At 61.1% G+C, this 16,217-nt stretch carries 16 protein-coding genes and 1 pseudogene; 5 read left to right on the forward strand and 12 right to left on the reverse strand.

Annotated elements, in window-relative coordinates; genetic code table 11:
• Window positions 1-51: 51 nt before the first annotated feature.
• Window positions 52-450: a response regulator gene (locus CO676_RS22110; RefSeq protein ID WP_097522694.1), complete on the reverse strand. Its 399-nt coding sequence runs from the start codon at window positions 448-450 to the stop codon at window positions 52-54.
• Between the two features lie 457 nt (window positions 451-907).
• On the opposite strand from CO676_RS22110, the gene CO676_RS22115 reads away from it, so the two are divergent.
• Window positions 908-1,543: a response regulator transcription factor gene (locus CO676_RS22115; RefSeq protein WP_097522695.1), complete on the forward strand. Its 636-nt coding sequence runs from the start codon at window positions 908-910 to the stop codon at window positions 1,541-1,543.
• Window positions 1,544-1,988: 445 nt separating this feature from the next.
• Here the strand turns inward: CO676_RS22115 and CO676_RS22120 are convergent, their stop codons facing one another.
• From CO676_RS22120 to CO676_RS22135, 3 genes and pseudogenes are all read right to left on the reverse strand, one after another.
• A complete protein-coding gene (locus CO676_RS22120) occupies window positions 1,989-2,339 on the reverse strand; it encodes a hypothetical protein (protein WP_097522656.1) in 351 nt (116 codons plus the stop codon).
• Window positions 2,340-2,901: 562 nt separating this feature from the next.
• Window positions 2,902-3,072 (reverse strand): annotated as a pseudogene (locus tag CO676_RS22130) (iron dependent repressor, metal binding and dimerization domain protein); the annotation flags it as partial.
• A gap of 64 nt (window positions 3,073-3,136) precedes the next feature.
• Window positions 3,137-4,237: an NAD(P)/FAD-dependent oxidoreductase gene (locus CO676_RS22135; protein ID WP_179875585.1), complete on the reverse strand. Its 1,101-nt coding sequence runs from the start codon at window positions 4,235-4,237 to the stop codon at window positions 3,137-3,139.
• A 254-nt stretch (window positions 4,238-4,491) separates the two neighbouring features.
• Here CO676_RS22135 and CO676_RS22140 point away from each other — a divergent pair, with 254 nt between their 5' ends.
• On the forward strand, window positions 4,492-4,683 hold the full coding sequence (locus CO676_RS22140) for a hypothetical protein (RefSeq protein WP_097522658.1): 192 nt from the start codon (window positions 4,492-4,494) through the stop codon (window positions 4,681-4,683).
• Window positions 4,684-4,730: 47 nt separating this feature from the next.
• Here the strand turns inward: CO676_RS22140 and CO676_RS22145 are convergent, their stop codons facing one another.
• A complete protein-coding gene (locus CO676_RS22145; protein ID WP_097522659.1) occupies window positions 4,731-6,632 on the reverse strand; it encodes a potassium transporter Kup in 1,902 nt (633 codons plus the stop codon).
• 291 nt (window positions 6,633-6,923) lie between these two features.
• Entirely contained in the window at window positions 6,924-7,859 is a 936-nt protein-coding gene (locus CO676_RS22150; protein WP_097522660.1) for a GGDEF domain-containing protein, read from the reverse strand.
• A gap of 338 nt (window positions 7,860-8,197) precedes the next feature.
• On the opposite strand from CO676_RS22150, the gene CO676_RS22155 reads away from it, so the two are divergent.
• A complete protein-coding gene (locus CO676_RS22155) occupies window positions 8,198-8,407 on the forward strand; it encodes a hypothetical protein (protein ID WP_179875586.1) in 210 nt (69 codons plus the stop codon).
• Between the two features lie 276 nt (window positions 8,408-8,683).
• Here the strand turns inward: CO676_RS22155 and CO676_RS22160 are convergent, their stop codons facing one another.
• Window positions 8,684-8,929, reverse strand: coding sequence for a hypothetical protein (locus CO676_RS22160; protein WP_097522661.1), 246 nt, complete (start codon window positions 8,927-8,929; stop codon window positions 8,684-8,686).
• A 146-nt stretch (window positions 8,930-9,075) separates the two neighbouring features.
• Between CO676_RS22160 and CO676_RS22165 the strand changes: the two genes are divergently transcribed.
• Window positions 9,076-9,987: a DUF5710 domain-containing protein gene (locus CO676_RS22165; protein ID WP_097522662.1), complete on the forward strand. Its 912-nt coding sequence runs from the start codon at window positions 9,076-9,078 to the stop codon at window positions 9,985-9,987.
• 165 nt (window positions 9,988-10,152) lie between these two features.
• Complete coding sequence (locus CO676_RS22170) at window positions 10,153-12,219, forward strand: ATP-dependent helicase (RefSeq protein ID WP_097522663.1); 2,067 nt, start codon at window positions 10,153-10,155, stop codon at window positions 12,217-12,219.
• Between the two features lie 21 nt (window positions 12,220-12,240).
• Here CO676_RS22170 and CO676_RS22175 read toward each other — a convergent pair whose 3' ends face one another.
• The 5 genes from CO676_RS22175 to CO676_RS22195 form a co-directional block, all read right to left on the reverse strand.
• Complete coding sequence (locus CO676_RS22175; RefSeq protein WP_097522664.1) at window positions 12,241-12,924, reverse strand: HAD family hydrolase; 684 nt, start codon at window positions 12,922-12,924, stop codon at window positions 12,241-12,243.
• Between the two features lie 163 nt (window positions 12,925-13,087).
• Complete coding sequence (locus CO676_RS22180; RefSeq protein WP_097522665.1) at window positions 13,088-14,011, reverse strand: DMT family transporter; 924 nt, start codon at window positions 14,009-14,011, stop codon at window positions 13,088-13,090.
• A gap of 4 nt (window positions 14,012-14,015) precedes the next feature.
• Window positions 14,016-14,615 carry a TetR/AcrR family transcriptional regulator gene (locus tag CO676_RS22185; RefSeq protein WP_097522666.1) on the reverse strand — a complete coding sequence of 200 codons (600 nt, stop codon included), beginning with the start codon at window positions 14,613-14,615 and terminating at the stop codon, window positions 14,016-14,018.
• Window positions 14,616-14,819: 204 nt separating this feature from the next.
• The gene (locus tag CO676_RS22190) at window positions 14,820-15,473 is read right to left on the reverse strand and encodes a metallophosphoesterase family protein (protein ID WP_014761901.1); all 654 of its coding nucleotides are present in this window, start codon (window positions 15,471-15,473) and stop codon (window positions 14,820-14,822) included.
• A gap of 246 nt (window positions 15,474-15,719) precedes the next feature.
• Complete coding sequence (locus CO676_RS22195) at window positions 15,720-16,100, reverse strand: hypothetical protein (protein WP_097522667.1); 381 nt, start codon at window positions 16,098-16,100, stop codon at window positions 15,720-15,722.
• Window positions 16,101-16,217 lie beyond the last annotated feature (117 nt).

Raw genomic sequence — 16,217 nt, forward strand, 5'->3', positions numbered from 1 at the left:
CGGCCGACACCCCCTGTCTCATCGTCGACATGCCTGGCATAGCGGTCATCTTCAATCGCCTTCGCCTTCGCCTTCGCTCCCGCGAGCCAGCGCTGAACGGATGCAATTCAATAGATCCTGCTCGTCAAACGGCTTTTCCAAGTAGCCGACAATATCCGGACCCAACCCACGCGCCCGCACGGTTTCGTCCGGATAGGCGGTGATCAGGACGGTTGGAATGCTCTCGCCCAACGCAACCAGTCGACGGTGCAGATCAAGCCCACTCATTCCGGGCATATGGATGTCCGTTACCAGACAGTCCGTGCGGCGGAGATGCGGAAATTTCAAGAAATCATCGGCGGATGAAAAAGCCTCGGCGTCAAATCCCAGCGACCTCATGAGGCCCTTGGTAGCTTCGCGCATCGACTGGTCGTCATCGACAATCGCAATCAGAGGCTTCTTGGTTGGCACTGCCGCCTCCAACTTCACGATAGGCGTCCTGCAAAAAATCTAGCGTTGCGGCTCAGGTCGTAACTTACATCAGCCTGTAAGGGCGACAAAGGCAGTGGAAGCTATACGATGGTATAGCCTCAGCCATAGCTTCTAAAAACCGGTGGTCGCTGCGACACGTGAACTGCTGCGGTTGCAGAGATTGTTGGCCGCTATTGCCATTTGGCGAGCCGGCGAGTTCAGCCGGCATAAGGCGCCACGCCATGGCGGGCGCTCGATCGCCTCGTGGGCCTTGTGGCTGAGATGATTAGAGCGCATTCTCATGTGCGAGAGGGCTTCGTTTCGTGACTGGCTGAGGGAGAGAGGGGAGTGTCCACATCGCGTCACCGGCGCTCTGCCGGTTGGGCTTCACCCGGGGCTGCAGCGGGTGCAGACCGCTCGCCTCCGCAAGCGCCGGTTCCCCGTGGGGGGCGATGACATGACCGAGGTGCCCGCAACTGTCATCGTCATAGATGATGATCCGGCCATCCGCGAGGCGCTTGGCAGCCTGCTCCGATCCGTCGGCTTTGACGTGAAACTCCTGGCCTCAGTGAACGACTTCCTCAAATCTGGTCGACCCCACGGGCCCACCTGCCTCGTGCTGGATGTCCGGCTGCCGGGACAAAGCGGCCTCGAATTTCAACGAGAGCTATCGCGGGAAAACATTCGGCTGCCGATCGTGTTCATCACCGGGCATGGCGACATTCCCATGTCCGTCCAAGCGATGAAAGGGGGAGCGATCGAGTTCCTGACCAAGCCGTTCCGCGATCAGGATCTACTCGACGCCGTGCACGTCGGCCTGGCCCGCGACCGGGTTTGGCTTGAGAATGAAAAGGCCTTGGCGACGTTGTATGCAAGTTACGAAAGTCTGACCCCTCGAGAGCGCGAGGTGATGGTTTTGGTGGTGGCGGGACGGCTGAACAAGCAGATCGCCGCCGATCTGGGAGTGAGCGAAATAACGGTGAAAGTCCACCGTAGCCAGGTCATGCAGAAGATGCGTGCCAAGTCCTTGCCCGAACTCGCCCGCATGGCGGACAAGCTGAAGCTGGCGTCTGAAAAGCCGCAAGACTCTTAAGTTCGTATAAGAACACATGGACCCGCGTATAGGTTATCCCTTCCACCTCGGTGTCCAATCCATCCTTTCAGCCAATGGTGATGTCGAACGTGCGCTGTTATGGTCGCGGGACTGCTTCCCGTGGGGCCATTTTCTCTTTTGGCCCCTTTCAAGCCCCTCCCGGTTCCCGGGAGGGGTCTTTTATTTCAAACAAGCTGCGCGACCGGCCGCGCGTGTTCGCTACAGCAACCTTTTGCGCGCCTGATAAGACGCGGCGCTGCAGGACCGCCCCCGAGAAACGAGTGAGCGGATCGATCTTGTTTTGAAGTCACACGACAGGAGGTGGGTCGCGGCGATCGGGAGCAATGACGCCGTCGCTCCCCCTCCCCAAGACAGAGCAGTGGGGTCAAGCTCGAGATGCAAGCGCGGACGAAGAGACCCTTCTAAAAACGCCGATCCCCTTGGCTTAATGTATGGTCGAGGAACGCTCCGAACGGTAAAGCTCCTCAAAGCCCTCTACAAGGCGGACAAGCTCGATTGAGTAGAACGAAAGACCGAACAGCGTCCCGGTCACGTAAAGGGTAAACGCGCCCGTCTGGAGGTGCAGAGCCGGGGTTCCGAGGCGCGCGATGGGTTCGCGGGGCGTGACGGAAAAGGTCATCAGATGCGCTTCAGCGTGAGCATTCGGTGGTGATGGATAGTCTGACGGCATGTAGAGCGGATCGCTCGGTACAGTGGTCCGGCCTTCGGACATGCGCCGTGAGACCAGCTGAAGCGGGGCCAGATCGATTTCGATGCGATTGAGTTCCTGTGTCATGGTCACAATCCCTAGAAGGAGCGCGGAGGAACGAAGAGGCAAAGGGTGCGGCCGGTGGGCTCGCCGGCCACCGTGCAGTGGTGAAACTGCCCGTCCGGGCTGCTCTTGATGCGAGTGTCTCGTGGCATGATGAGCTCCCCAGTGAGCTTGATGACATATCCTCGGGGGCCTTCGAGAACCGCTTGATCTCGGATTTCGCGGCAGTCCATTCCGCTGCAACAGGAGAACGGATATGTCCATCCGTTAGGCTGTGCCGCCGTTGGCGTCGCATCATGCGCCGCTGCCGGACTAGCGATGGCGAGTGCGAGAAGAATAGCTGCTGGCTTGCTCATGGCGACTCCGCCTCTTGAGGTGCCGCCCGTCCATTCTTGGCGTTTGGGGAACGGCCCCGTGGGAGGATGTACGCTGACGATAGCAGCACGCTGCCCGACCTGCCTATTGATCGGGAGGACGGATCGGATACCAACGAGGAGCAGACGACCTATACTCGGGTCTAAGTGCTCTAATGCCGGAATCAGGCAAAACCCGCCGAGCTCCGGCTGACGATCATGGTTGAGATGGATCAACCCTGTGCGATGATCCGCGACGAGGTCGTCCGGGCAAGGAAGCGCTTGAATGCCTGGAGCGTCTCCGGGCTGGCATGATGCTCCATCCCCTCTGCATGGATGCGAGCTGTCTTGGGCGAAACGCCGATCGAGCACAGGAAGGATTCGAAGATCTGGTGCCGCTCGCGACAAAGTTTGGCAAGCATCCGGGCGTGGCGCCTCAAACCAATTGCCCTGCCCTCGAGGCGTCAACTACCCTTCTGCCACCAACTTCGCCAGAGCTAGAGACGCGGTGAGGCCGGGCGATTCTATGCCGAACAGGTTGATCAGCCCGGGGACGCCATGCACGGCAGGACCCTGAACAACGAAGTCTTGGCTGGCCACTTCGGGAGGTACGATTTTCGGCCGGATACCGGAATAAGCGGGCAGCAATGCGCCATCCTTCAGGTCGGGGAAGTAGCGGCGCACGCCGGCATAGAAGAGCGGGGCCTTTGCCGGATCGACTTCATAGTGCAGCGTGTCGACCCATTCGATGTCCGGACCGAATCGGGCTTGGCCGGCCAGGTCGAGCGTCAGGTGGATCCCCAAGCCTCCCTTGACCGGAACCGGATAGATCAGACGCGAGAAAGGCGCCCTTCCGACAAGCGAGAAATAATCCCCCTTCGCGAAATATTCCTTCGGCACGAGCGCAGGCGGCATTCCGTCGATGCGGCGGGCCAGCTTCGGTGCGGCGAGGCCGGCAGCGTTGATCAACAGGCGGCAGCTGATGCTCACCGGTTCGTCGCCGCCGACGTCGATGACGATGCCGCGCTGGGTCGCCCGACCCTGCTCGACAGGGCTGTTGCAAACGAGAACCGCCCCGGCGTTCTCGGCATCGCCAAGCAGCGACAGCATATAGGCGTGACTGTCGACGATGCCGGTCGAGGGCGACAAGAGCGCGCCGTTTGCGGCAAGCGCCGGTTCGAGGGAGTGCGCCTCCGCAGCCGAGATCTCCCTGAGATCCGACACGCCATTCCTTGCCGCCTTTGCGGCGATTGCCGGTAGCTGTTCCAGCTCCGGTTCAGAGGTCGCGACGATCAGCTTCCCGCACTGCCTGTGCGGGATGCCGCGCTCCCGGCAGTAGGCATAAAGCAATCCCCTGCCCTCCACGCACAGGCGTGCCATCACGCTGCCCGGCGGATAATAGATCCCGGCGTGGATGACTTCGCTGTTGCGCGACGAGGTTTCGCTACCAATGCGATCGGCAGCTTCGAGGATAATTACCTCGCGCCCGGCCAGCGCCAGGGCGCGTGCGACGGCAAGCCCGACAACACCCGCTCCCGCGACGATACATTCCACGTGCTCCAGGGACATGTCCGACCCTTAGCACAGGATGCGGCCGCGATGAAATGACCCGTTATTTCTATGCTTCCTCGCCCATTCGGGTCATGCCTAATCTTTGACTATGGAGCCCGTTGTGCGAGCCTTGATGCGGAGGGGCCGAGCTCTTCAGACGGAGCTATCAATCAACTCGCGAGGCGAAGCGGGCCAAAACTCACGTTCGATGCACCTCCCCCAGACTCGTCCTCGGCGACGGGGCACCCTTCCCCATTTTTTGGGAGGCTCCCATGTTCAGCAGAAAGGATTGGCAAGCCCAAGAGACTGAGGCTTCATCGGCTTTTGCCGTTGGCGTCTTGCTACTGTCGGTTTGCCTCATTGTCGCCTATCTGGTGCTGGGTGTCGCGGGCGATAAAACGCCTGGCGCCAAGGTCTATGCCCCGCTGACGCAAGAGAGGCTCTCGCCACCCGGGAGATCATGAGGGGGGCGATCGTCCAGCGAAAGCCCCTCCACCCCTGACCTCGGCGTTTAGATGATCACCTGTTCCCCCAACTCGACGACGCGATTGGCGGGCAGATGGAAGTAGTCGGTCGGATCGATCGCCGAGTCCGCCATCGCTATGAACAGCCTGTCCTGCCATCTCGGCATGCCGGAGGCGGGATCCGCGACAAGCTTGCGCCGGCCGAGATAAAAGGACGTCGACATGATCTCGAACTTGAAACCCTCCTTGCGGCAGCGCGCCAGCGCCCTCGAGACATTCTGGTCGTCCATGAAGCCAAATCTCAACTCCAGCTTGCTGAACCGATCGGAGAGCTTCGTCAGCGTGTAGCGGTCCTTCTCCGCGACATAGGGCACCCTGGCGGTCTTGATGGTCAGGATGACATTGTGCTCGTGAAGCACATGATTGTGCTTGATGTTGTGCAGGAGAACGGATGGGGTCGTCTCCGGCGTGGCGGTCAGGAAGATCGCCGTTCCCGGCACCTCTACCGGAGCGTGCTCGGATTTTCGTTCGACCGCGGCAATGAATTGGTCGAGAGGCACTTCCAGACGGGCCGTCTTCTCGCGCAGAAGCGCCACGCCCCTCCGCCAGGTCCACATAATCGTGATCATCGTTCCGGCGAAGAGGATCGGCACGTACCCGCCGTGGTGAATCTTGAAGAGGTTGGCGCCGAGAAAGACCATTTCCAGCAAGAACAAGGGAAGCAGGATCGCAACCGCAGTCAACACCGCCCAGCCCCACTGCCGGCGAACGAACTCGAACGCAAGAACCGTGTCGATCAGCATGGCGCCGGTGATCGATACGCCATAGGCGGGGGCGAGAGACTCGGAACTGCCGAACACAAACATGAGGACGAGCACGCCGGTCAGCAGCGCGGTGTTGACCAGAGGCAGATAAATCTGGCCCGTATGCGTTTCCGAGGTGTAGCAGATCTCGAACCGCGGCAGGAATCCGAGATGGATCGCTTGCCGCACCAGCGAAAACGCTCCGGTTATCACCGACTGGCTGGCAATGATCGTCGCAAGCGTGGCAAGAATCACCACCGGCAACAAGGCCCAGCTCGGAAACATCAGGAAAAATGGATCGGAAATGGCCTCGGGATGCGACAGCACGAAGGCGCCTTGTCCGAGATAGTTCAAGGTCAGCGCCGGAAATACGATCGCGGCCCAGGCCGCCTGAATCGGCGCGCGCCCAAAGTGGCCGAGATCGGCATAGAGGGCTTCCGCTCCGGTGACCGTTAGGAACACCGCTCCAAGAACGATGAACCCGACGAGACCGGCATTCCATAAGAAAACAACGGCGTGCACGGGGTTGAAAGCTCCCAGGATCGCCAGATCGTCGCCAATATGGACGACACCCACAGCGCCCAAGACCAGAAACCAGATGAGTGTGATCGGCCCGAAGAAAATCGAAACTGCGCCGGTACCACGCGACTGAACAGCAAACAACAGCACCATGATCGCGACGGAAATCGGCAGCACGTAATCGTGCAGGGCGGGCGTCACAAGCTTCAGCCCCTCGACGGCCGAGAGTACCGAGAGCGCCGGTGTGATCATCGCGTCACCGATGAACAGCGAGGCACCGAAAATGCCGGTGAAGAACATCAGTACGGGATATTTGGTGCCCTTCTTCATCAACAGGGCAAGGAGGGCCAAAGTACCGCCCTCGCCATTGTTATCGGCGCGAAGCAGCAAGATCACGTATTTGATCGTGACGATGATCGTCAGCGTCCAGATGACGAGTGAGATGAGGCCGATGATCTCTCCTCGGTCGACACCGCCCGCTGCAAAGGGGCGTAGGGCCTCGCGAAACGCGTAGAGGGGGCTGGTGCCAATGTCGCCGTAGACCACGCCGACGGACCCAAGTGTGAGGGCGAGAAACTGGCGCAGGCCTTTGGCTTGTGCCGGTGCATGGTCGACGGAGGCGGTCATGGGTTCTCCACGTCAGAAAGTCCCCGGAGTGACGGACGCGCGTGATGCTGGCCTCCCCGAACAATTCTTTCGGGCGGGGCAACAACTTCTCTGCAAACGCGCGGAACACGGAGAAGTTTCTATCTACGTACAGGACTGTACCGCTGACTTCCATGGCCGCGGAAGGGCATCCAGCAGAAATCCATTCAGACCACTTACCGAATGGGCGGGCAGCGGTCGGTGCGGATGTGTGTTGGGCAATAGGCAAGGCCGCCGCTTGATTGGTCCCGGTCGCGGCATCGGCCGGCTGGGCTATCCTGCAATTGCAGATCGGTTGGGATCGGATTCATCCAGGTGAATGCGATCGCGGCCGGCGAGCTTGGCCATGTATAGAGCCCGGTCCGCCCGGGCATAGAGGCTGAGCGCCGTATCGCTGGACTGAGCGCCCGCGACGCCTGCTGAAAACGTATATCCGAAGTCGGGTCGCTCCTGAAGCGGACGGGACTTGCGGACGGAGGCGAGCATCCTTTCGAGGATCAGCTTGGCCTGCTCAATGGGAGTGGCTGGAAGGGTGAGCACGAATTCCTCGCCGCCGACCCTTCCGAAGCAGTCGGTGCGCCGCACCAGACGGTGAATGCGCATGGCGAAGTCTCTCAGGATCGAATCGCCGGTTTGATGGCCGAACTGGTCGTTGATGCTCTTGAAGCGGTCGATGTCCAGCACGCAGAGGCAGCCTGGCGAGGCCTGGTTGCCGCCGTGCCGCTGCAACATGTCTTCGATTCTCGCCGTCACGAAGCGGCGGTTGGCGACCCCGGTCAATTCATCGGTGTAGGAAGCTTTGATCGCCAGGTCCCGATCCTGTCGTACCGCGCGCGTCTTGGCCTTGATGCCAGTCACATCGGTGGCGACGCAAAGCATCCATCCGTCTTTCTCGACGGTTTCTGTCATCCAAAACCAGCGCCCGTCGAACAGATCGGTTTCAAACGCCCTGAACCCGACTTTGCCGCGTCGCGACTGGGTCGCTCGCAGCCATTCTTCGAAGTCTCCTGCGCGAATGACGGTTCCTCTTTGGGCCTGGAAATTCCGCCGCATCAGATCCGGCCACAGGGGCGTCTCATCCGCTTCGATGAAATAGGCTGATCGGAATGCCGCGTTGGCGTAGCGCAGCCTATCGAACTCGTCGTAGGCCGCGACGAGAACAGGAGAGGCCTCGAAGAGTTCAATGAGTCGGGTGATATCCTTCGCCATGTCCTCGATTTTAGACCGTCTTCGTTAATGCAAGCATTCGGCTGGCGGGGCGAATTCAAAAGTTTCCGCCATCACTGCACCTGATCTTGTCGAGAAAACGGCTGCAGCGGCACATCCAGTAGTAGCAGCCGCGGGGAGTCTTTCAAGCTGCTGCAAGCCGATCATCCGCCGAGCTCGGGCGGCAGTTCCCGCGGGACAAACCAGCACTTGCGCAGTGCCGCAACGCCGCTACCTGCAGTGACTCGTCTTCGTCTCAATCAGGGATACACTGATGGTTTCCGGCACACGCTCGGGCGTTACGGATGTGCGAATCCGCCCCCGTCGAGAGGAGATGAACCATGTTGACGTCTCGCGACCGGTGTAGCACTTTCGGCCCCATGGAGGTGGACCTGCTGCACAGCATCTTCGAACAGATCTTGGAGGAAAGAGGCGTAGACAGCAGCGGCGAGAAGGCGAACGAAATCGCCGCAAGATTGATCTCCGTCTATCAATCCGGCGTTCGCGACGTCGAAATGCTGAAGAAGCTGTGCATACGTCCGAAAGACTGATTTCCCTGTGGGCGCCCCGTTGAGAACAGGCCCGCTCGATCACCGGCTTCCCGCACTTCCAGCAGAACGGCAGGGTGGCGGCGCCTGACCGTCGCAATGGAACCATTGTAGACTTCATGAATTTAAGGATGTCAGTCCCCACTCTTGGGGCGGCAACCAATGTCCCCAACGTTGGTAAGCAGTGTCCGCAAATCATGCGGACACTGCTTTGTTCTGTTGACGGTTTGCTTCCGCGACTAGGAGCGGCTCGCACAATTTCTTCAATATCCCCGGCCGTCAGTGCAGGGTCTTGTTCCCGGGGAATGGGGCGGTGTTGCTCTCGGCAATTTTCGTGCTCGTGCTCATTGCCATGACATAGTCTTCGGTAAGTTCCATGAGAGCGAGCGCGATCTCTTGCCACGACCAACCGGCGCCCTCCGCCAGGCTCGTGAAGACTTGAAAATCCTCTTCCAGCGCACGCTCGCACTCTAACCGGCGGTCCGTTGGCTGGGGGTAGCTGATCGTGTCCGTGACCTTGGGCATCGTTCCTCCTAGTGCAGGGGGAAACTCGCAGAGGACGAGGCGGGTTCCATTGGACCGCTCCGAAATGCACGTGGCTGCCGGAATCTCGCTTGAAACGAACAAAGCAACCAAGCGCAACGTTACTGTCGAGAGCGTGGAGACTGGCCATGGTTCCGCACAATCAGTGGAGGCTCCGAAAGGAAGCTCGACAGGGCGAGTTCGCGGCCTTCGCCTATGACCGGAGCGCCGTCGAGCGGTTTCGCCAGGCGTTTCCACGCGCCCGATGGGACGACGAACGCAAGAGCTGGTTCGTGCCGGGCAAGATGGCCGCCCGTCGCATCGAACGATGGCTGGCACGGGAGGCCGAGCGCAACGACGTCTATGGGGATGTCAAAGGCCGCGACGCTTATGATTTCGAGCCCATCGACAGCCGGTATCTCGAGGTCGGCGATGACCTGCGGGTTCGAACGCCCTATTCGAAATCGGTGATCGAAGCGATGCGCGAAATTCCCTGGGCACACTGGGACGAAGACTTGCGGGCCTGGCGCGTGCCCTTCCGGTCCTATGAAGAACTGCTGGGACGCTGGCCCGAGATCGAGGAGGCGGCGCGACGAAGCGAGCCCGAGGAAAGGAAACGCCGCCGCGAGGCGCAAAAAGATTCCGAGGCCCTAAGAGCGGCGAGCGCGCGCGCCGCCGAACGGCGCCGGCGCCGCTATCCCCTGCCCGCTGACGATCTACCGCCCCTAGGTCGTCCTGTTGCAACAAAGCAGTATGGAATCATCGTCTTTGTCGAACTCGCCGGCGAAGTCGCCGAGGCGGCGGCGCTGGCGGAATACTATCCTCATGCCGACCGAACCGTCGATCATGTCTGGGGAAGATGGCGCGCCCCGACCCTTGCCGAACTCATTGCGACATGGCCGGCCCGCCGGGAGCCTGGGCCCGAGGCGCTTTCCAGGGGATGGTGGCAGCCGACATTGGCCGCCTTGAGAGTTGCGCGCAGAAACGCCCGATCTTTCGCGCGACGCCAGCAAACGAAGCAGCCGGCGAGTGCTGCCGCGCATCGCACCAGCACCCATTAGCGAAAGCCGCTCGAACGAAATGATGCGCGCCAGTTGCGGCGCCGCTTTGCAGGCTGTCGAACTGCGGCTATGTTCCTTGTCCGTTCTTGCTCGATTCGCGGCAATCCCGCAGCCTTAACAGGTGTTCACGTCGCGCGAGCGCAACTGGAGGCGGGACGAGGGCTGATGAGCGCGGCTTACCTGGAAAAATTGAACGAGCGCCAGCGCAGTGCGGTCGAACACGGTGTCGGGCCGGACGTCAGTACCGTTGGTCCGCTTCTCATTATCGCTGGTGCCGGCTCGGGCAAGACGAACACGCTTGCCCACCGGGTCGCGCATCTGGTCGTCAATGGCGCCGATCCCCGCCGTATCCTCCTGATGACCTTCTCGCGCCGGGCGGCCGCCGAGATGGGCCGAAGGGTCGAACGCATCTGCAGTCAGGTGCTCGGCGGAAAAGCCGGCACCGTTTCCGACGCGCTTGCCTGGGCGGGAACGTTTCATGGGATCGGCGCGCGGCTTCTGCGCGAACATGCGGCGGAAATCGGTGTCGATCCGGATTTCACCATTCACGATCGGGAAGACAGCGCCGATCTAATGAACATCGTCCGGCACGAGCTTGGCTTCTCGAAGACTGAAAACCGTTTCCCGACCAAGGCAACCTGCCTTGCCATCTATTCACGGGCGGTCAATGCGGAACAGCCGCTCGATGAGGTGCTGCGCGATAATTTTCCCTGGTGTAGCGCCTGGGAAAAGCAGCTGCGCGCGCTCTTCGGCGCCTATGTCGAGGCGAAGCAGGCGCAGAACGTACTCGATTACGACGACCTGCTGCTCTACTGGGCGCAGATGATGGGCGATGCCGTTCTCGTCGAGGATGTCGGTGGGCGGTTCGATCACGTGCTCGTTGACGAATATCAGGATACCAACCGGCTGCAGGCTTCGATCCTGATGGCTTTGAAGCCGAAAGGACGGGGCCTTACGGTCGTCGGCGACGACGCGCAGTCGATCTATTCGTTCCGCGCCGCGACGGTGCGCAACATTCTGGATTTCCCGGCGACGTTCACGCCCGCTGCGGAGGTCATCACGCTCGATCGGAATTACCGCTCGACACGGCCGATCCTCGCTGCCGCCAATGGAGTTATCGAACTTGCCCGCGAGCGCTTCACCAAGAACCTCTGGACCGAGCGGGAATCGGCCGAACGGCCGCGGCTCGTCACCGTGCGCGACGAGGCCGATCAGTCCAACTATATCGTCGACCAGGTGCTGCAGAACCGCGAATGCGGAATGCTCCTGAAGCAACAGGCCGTGCTCTTCCGCACCTCGCACCACAGCGGCTCGCTCGAAGTGGAATTGACCCGCCGCAATATTCCGTTCGTGAAGTTCGGCGGCCTCAAATTCCTGGACAGCGCGCATGTGAAAGACATGCTTGCGGCCTTGCGCTTCGCCCAAAATCCCCGCGACCGGGTGGCGGGATTCCGGCTGATGCAATTGCTGCCGGGCGTCGGTCCGCAGACGGCCGGGCGTGTGCTCGATGCGATCGCCGCCGACTTGGAGCCGCTGGCGGCGCTCTCAGAAATCCCCGCCCCGCCTCGCTCGGGCGATGGCTGGACGTCCTTCGTCGACATGCTGCAGACCTTGCGGGCCGGCCGGAGTGGCTGGCCGTCCGAAATCAGCATCGCCCGCGCGTGGTACGAACCGCATCTCGAGCGCATCCATGAGGACGCCGAGATGCGCAGGGCCGACCTCTTGCAGCTCGAGCAGATCGCCGCCGGCTATCCGTCGCGCGAGCGCTTCCTGACCGAACTCACGCTCGACCCGCCGGACGCCACGAGCGATCAGGCGGGCGTGCCGCTGCTCGATGAGGACTATCTCATCCTCTCGACCATCCACTCAGCCAAGGGACAGGAATGGAAATCCGTTTTCGTCCTCAATTGCGTCGACGGCTGCATACCCTCCGACCTCGGGGTTGGCAGCACCGCGGAGGTCGAGGAGGAACGGCGCCTGCTCTATGTCGCCATGACCCGCGCCAAGGACAGCCTGCATCTCGTCACGCCGCAGCGCTTTTTCACGCATGGCCAAAATGCCCAGGGCGACCGGCACGTCTATGCCTCGCGCAGTCGCTTCATTCCCGTAACTCTTCTGCAATTCTTCGAGTGCTTGGCCTGGCCTGTTGTCACTTCGGCTGCGGCAGGCCATCGTGAGGCGCAGCAATTGCGCGTCGATGTCCGGGCTCGCATGCGCGGCATGTGGCGTTAGGGAAGTGTCCTTGCCTGCTCGTTAGAATCGAATGCCCCGGCGTCGATGGAGCGAAAGCCAGCCGTCGCCGCCGATGCGGGCCTCGACGTCCGCATAGTGCTCCAAGGTCAGGTGCGGTGTTCCGTTTGCCGCCGCATGAGCGCCGGTGATCACGGCCACTTCGGCGCCGGCGGAGCTACCCGCGAGTATCCCGGCCGGGGCGTCTTCGAAGACGAGGCAGTCCTCGGCGCGGACGCCGAGCCTCTGAGCGGCGAGACGGTAACCTTGCGGATCCGGCTTGCCCGCCGTGACATCCTCACCGGTAACCATGTGGTGCGGAACGGGAATGCCGGCTGCGGCGAGACGGCGCTTGGCCAGTTCGAGCGGCGCCGACGTGACGATTGCCCAGCGCTCCGGCGGCAAGGAATTGAGGAAGGCGATCGCCCCGGGTATTTCGACGATGCCGTCCACGTCGGCGATTTCCGCCGCCGCAAGCGCGTGCGCCTCGAGGTCCGGATCGACAGCGAGGCCAAGCTTGCGGATCGTGTCCGACGCACGCACGCCGTGCACCGATTTCATCAGCTCAAGGGGGTCGAGCCCGTTGCGGACCGCCCAGGCGCCCCAGACCCGTTCGACGACGGCCATGGAATTGAGCAGGGTGCCATCCATATCGAACAGCAGGGCAGCGAATTTCTTCGGGAATAGCGCAGTCGTCAGGGTATCCAAGCCGGCTCCTTAGAAAGGGTCTCGCGCGTCGCGTGGATTGCACAACTATCGCCGGACGGACCGGTGCACAACCGTATTCGGCGAATTGTGTAGCAAATGCCACAAAACGGCCAGCGGTGGGTCGGCAATGGCGCAAGCGGTCCTGTTCGGATGCTGGACCGTTCTACACATGAACTGCCTTCTGCGACCTTGCCACGATGACGATACCGATGAGGGAAACGCCCAATCCCCCGGCCATCGCCCACGAAAGGGGTTCCCCGAACATCACCCAGGCCCAGATCATCGTCACCGGCGGGCTCAAGTACAGGATCGTCGTGACGCGAGTAGGGGAGGATTTCCTGAGCGCAAGATAGTAGAGGCTCCAACCGCCGAACGTCGCGACGAACACGAGCCAGAGAATGCCACCGATAAAACCAACATCAAGGACGGGCGAGACTCTGCCTTCATGCCAGGCGAACAGGGCGAAGATTGCGGCAGCCGAGAGGCATTGGATGCAGAGGCTCTGGTAGACCGGCATGGTGTTCGTCGGGCTGCGCTTCTGCAGCAGCGTTGCCAATGCAAGCGATAGCGTGCCGAGCACAGGAAGACCGTAGGCCCAGAGTGGGACATTGCCCATATCCAAGGACCAACCGGATGCGATCAGAACTCCAGCCAGACCGATCAACGAGCCGAGCCACTGACGTGCGGTTAGGGCCTGTCCGAGAATTGGCCATGACAGGAACGCCACCGCCAAGGGCAGCATGTCCGTGATAAGGGCGACGAGGCCGGTTGGGACGCCGAATGAGATCGCGAGTGCGAAGCCCGCGAGATACCCGGACATGGCGAGTGCACCAAACAGCACCTGGGAAAGCGCATCCTTCCACCTGATCGGCGGACCCACTGTCAGGGCGAAGGGCAGCAACACCAGCCCTGAGACCAGGCTTCGCCAAAACAGGATCAGAAAGATCGGAGCATGGTCGATCGCAAACCGGATGCCGACGAAACCGGCGCTCCAGGTAATCACCAGTGCCGCCTCGAGCAGGATAACAAAGAAGACCGTCCACACTTGACTGGCGCGCCGAAAGGGTAACGTCGCAATGTCAGTCATCGGTTCAGGCGTCGGGGTTCTGGAGGGTCGATAGCTGATCCATGACGGAGATGGCGATCTTGCGCGCTGTCTTCAGTCTGCCGTCATGTCCGTCGAGGCCTGCCCGAGCCATTGCCCCCTCGAGCAGAAACGACAGATGTTCCGCTGTCTCGGCGATCACCCCACCCGCTGTGGGGTGCATTTCCGATAGATATTGCTTGAAGAGCCGCCCCGCCTCTTCCTTCTGCATGGCGACTGTGGCTCGGCCGGGATCGCCGACCGGGAGTTCGGCGGCGGCGTTGAGAAGCCCGCATCCGCGGAACCCCCACCGATAGGCCAAGTCCGCGTGGTCAACATAGGAATCGAACACCGCCAGAACGCGCTCTCGAGGTGTCTTTGCATGCTTGAGGCGCTCTCGATACAGTTCCTGCCATTCGACATGGCGTGCCTGGAGGTAGGCATTTACCAGATCGGTCTTGGACGCGAAGTTGTTGTACAAGCTCATCTTCGCGACGCCTGCATGCGCGGTAATCGTGTCGATACCTGTCGCTCCAACCCCATCGCGGTAGAACAATTCGGCTGCGGCGTTCAGCAGGCGTTCCCTTGCAGGCGCTTTCTCGGGCATTGCTTACACTCCATCCAATATGTAGACCGGTCTACCTATTTTGATCGCATGTCAAGTGCCTACAGTTGTTCGGTATGGACGGTCAACACTCAAATTTGAGATGAGCGACGCATTACATAACCGAATTCGCGCGAAACAATCGCTCCGGTTCGTGCTGCCGGAGCGATTGTGGCATTTGCTACCTGGCCGCCTCTTCTCGGACGCTCAGCCGCCGGCAATGAGAAAGTCGATCGGCCCGCCCGGCACGGCGTCGTCAAAGACGGCGCAGGAAAGCACGCCGCCGAAGACTGCGCCCGAATCGACATTGGTCCTGTTGCCGACGGTCCGGGGATTGCTGCTGCTCGGCGTATGCCCGTGGCAGACATGTCTGCCCCAGTAATAGCCGGAATAGTTCGGCTCGGTACGCATCCACAGCAGAATGTCGTCGTCCTGCTCCTCAAGCGGTATGGTTTCCTCCACTCCGGCATGCACGAAAATCCGATATGGCTCGATGATGATCGACGGAAGCTCGGCCATCCAGACCAGATGGCTCAAAGGTATGGCGCCACCATAGGACTCCAGCGTTTCGTCGCCGCCGTTCATCAGCCACGAGCTCATCTCGGCCAGACCCTTGCGGGCCGACAGCAGCATGTCCTCATGGTTGCCCTTGAGCGTGATCCATTGCCAACCGGCCTTGGTCGGTCCTGCCATGATCCGTTCGACGACGCCTCGGCTCTCCGGGCCGCGGTCGACAAGGTCGCCGAGGAAGATGACCCTGCCTCCCGGTGCGGAGGACTCGATTGCCTCCAACAGGTCGTCGAGCTGTGCGAGACAGCCGTGAATGTCACCGACAGCGAATGTGAGACGTCGGCCATTCATGAGCCGGTGCTCTCGTAGGCGTCCAAGACGGCTTTCTCCATGGATGTGGACGAGAATCGATCCCTCACTCGTCTCAAGCCGCGCGATCAATCGCTGCAGCGAACACGTGGCTCATCTCACATCACTATCGCATTCTAATTTCAACCGAAATCGCTTTCGGCGCAAAAATGCGGAAACGCAACATGTTGGTTAATCTGAGGAGCAAGAACACCAGCGTAGGCACGCAGGAGCGTCTCCGCGGAGCGGTCAACGGCGCGGCGTGCCCTTAGGAATGGCCGAACTGGTGATCGACACGGGATCGCTGGCGGGGAACGTATCTTCGAGCCCTTCCTCCAACTGCTCTTCCAACGCGTCGCGGTCGTGCGCCTGGCGGGCGTTCGGGAGCGCGCCTTCGGGGACCGATGGGGATCGCCTCGTCCCCGTTATGCCGAGCAGTTCACCGTCCGTCTCGATGGCGGCAGCGAGTATTTCTTTCGCCCGCACAACGGCATTCATCCGGTTGAGGGTGCCCTCCGCGTTCTGCGGGCATAGCACGGAAACGACCTCCCCCGTCGCCCCGACGAATTCGACGGTGAAGCCCGCCTTGCCGCCGCGCTCGGGGAAGACTTGGATCCCAACGAACTGCATCGGTTCCTCCTCCCATCGAGGGCCCACGGTTACCGTGACAGAAACCGGAACGGTTTCGAGCATGCAGTCTACCAGATTTGCCGGACTGCTGACAGTTCGATGCGCGCGGCGCCGCTC

The organism is Sinorhizobium sp. BJ1, from assembly GCF_002531555.1.
GTDB classification, from domain to species: domain Bacteria; phylum Pseudomonadota; class Alphaproteobacteria; order Rhizobiales; family Rhizobiaceae; genus Sinorhizobium; species Sinorhizobium fredii_B.

Excerpts from the sequence above, each read along its gene's own strand:
- CO676_RS22195 (WP_097522667.1), bottom strand. The coding sequence starts at position 16,100 with ATGCAGTTCGTTGGGATCCAAGTCTTCCCCGAGCGCGGCGGCAAGGCG.
- CO676_RS22165 (WP_097522662.1), top strand. The coding sequence starts at position 9,076 with ATGGTTCCGCACAATCAGTGGAGGCTCCGAAAGGAAGCTCGACAGGGC.
- CO676_RS22145 (WP_097522659.1), bottom strand. The coding sequence starts at position 6,632 with ATGACCGCCTCCGTCGACCATGCACCGGCACAAGCCAAAGGCCTGCGC.
- CO676_RS22135 (WP_179875585.1), bottom strand. The coding sequence starts at position 4,237 with ATGTCCCTGGAGCACGTGGAATGTATCGTCGCGGGAGCGGGTGTTGTC.
- CO676_RS22150 (WP_097522660.1), bottom strand. The coding sequence starts at position 7,859 with ATGGCGAAGGATATCACCCGACTCATTGAACTCTTCGAGGCCTCTCCT.
- CO676_RS22160 (WP_097522661.1), bottom strand. The coding sequence starts at position 8,929 with ATGCCCAAGGTCACGGACACGATCAGCTACCCCCAGCCAACGGACCGC.
- CO676_RS22155 (WP_179875586.1), top strand. The coding sequence starts at position 8,198 with ATGTTGACGTCTCGCGACCGGTGTAGCACTTTCGGCCCCATGGAGGTG.
- CO676_RS22180 (WP_097522665.1), bottom strand. The coding sequence starts at position 14,011 with ATGACTGACATTGCGACGTTACCCTTTCGGCGCGCCAGTCAAGTGTGG.
- CO676_RS22120 (WP_097522656.1), bottom strand. The coding sequence starts at position 2,339 with ATGACACAGGAACTCAATCGCATCGAAATCGATCTGGCCCCGCTTCAG.
- CO676_RS22115 (WP_097522695.1), top strand. The coding sequence starts at position 908 with ATGACCGAGGTGCCCGCAACTGTCATCGTCATAGATGATGATCCGGCC.
- CO676_RS22170 (WP_097522663.1), top strand. The coding sequence starts at position 10,153 with ATGAGCGCGGCTTACCTGGAAAAATTGAACGAGCGCCAGCGCAGTGCG.
- CO676_RS22185 (WP_097522666.1), bottom strand. The coding sequence starts at position 14,615 with ATGCCCGAGAAAGCGCCTGCAAGGGAACGCCTGCTGAACGCCGCAGCC.
- CO676_RS22190 (WP_014761901.1), bottom strand. The coding sequence starts at position 15,473 with ATGAATGGCCGACGTCTCACATTCGCTGTCGGTGACATTCACGGCTGT.
- CO676_RS22140 (WP_097522658.1), top strand. The coding sequence starts at position 4,492 with ATGTTCAGCAGAAAGGATTGGCAAGCCCAAGAGACTGAGGCTTCATCG.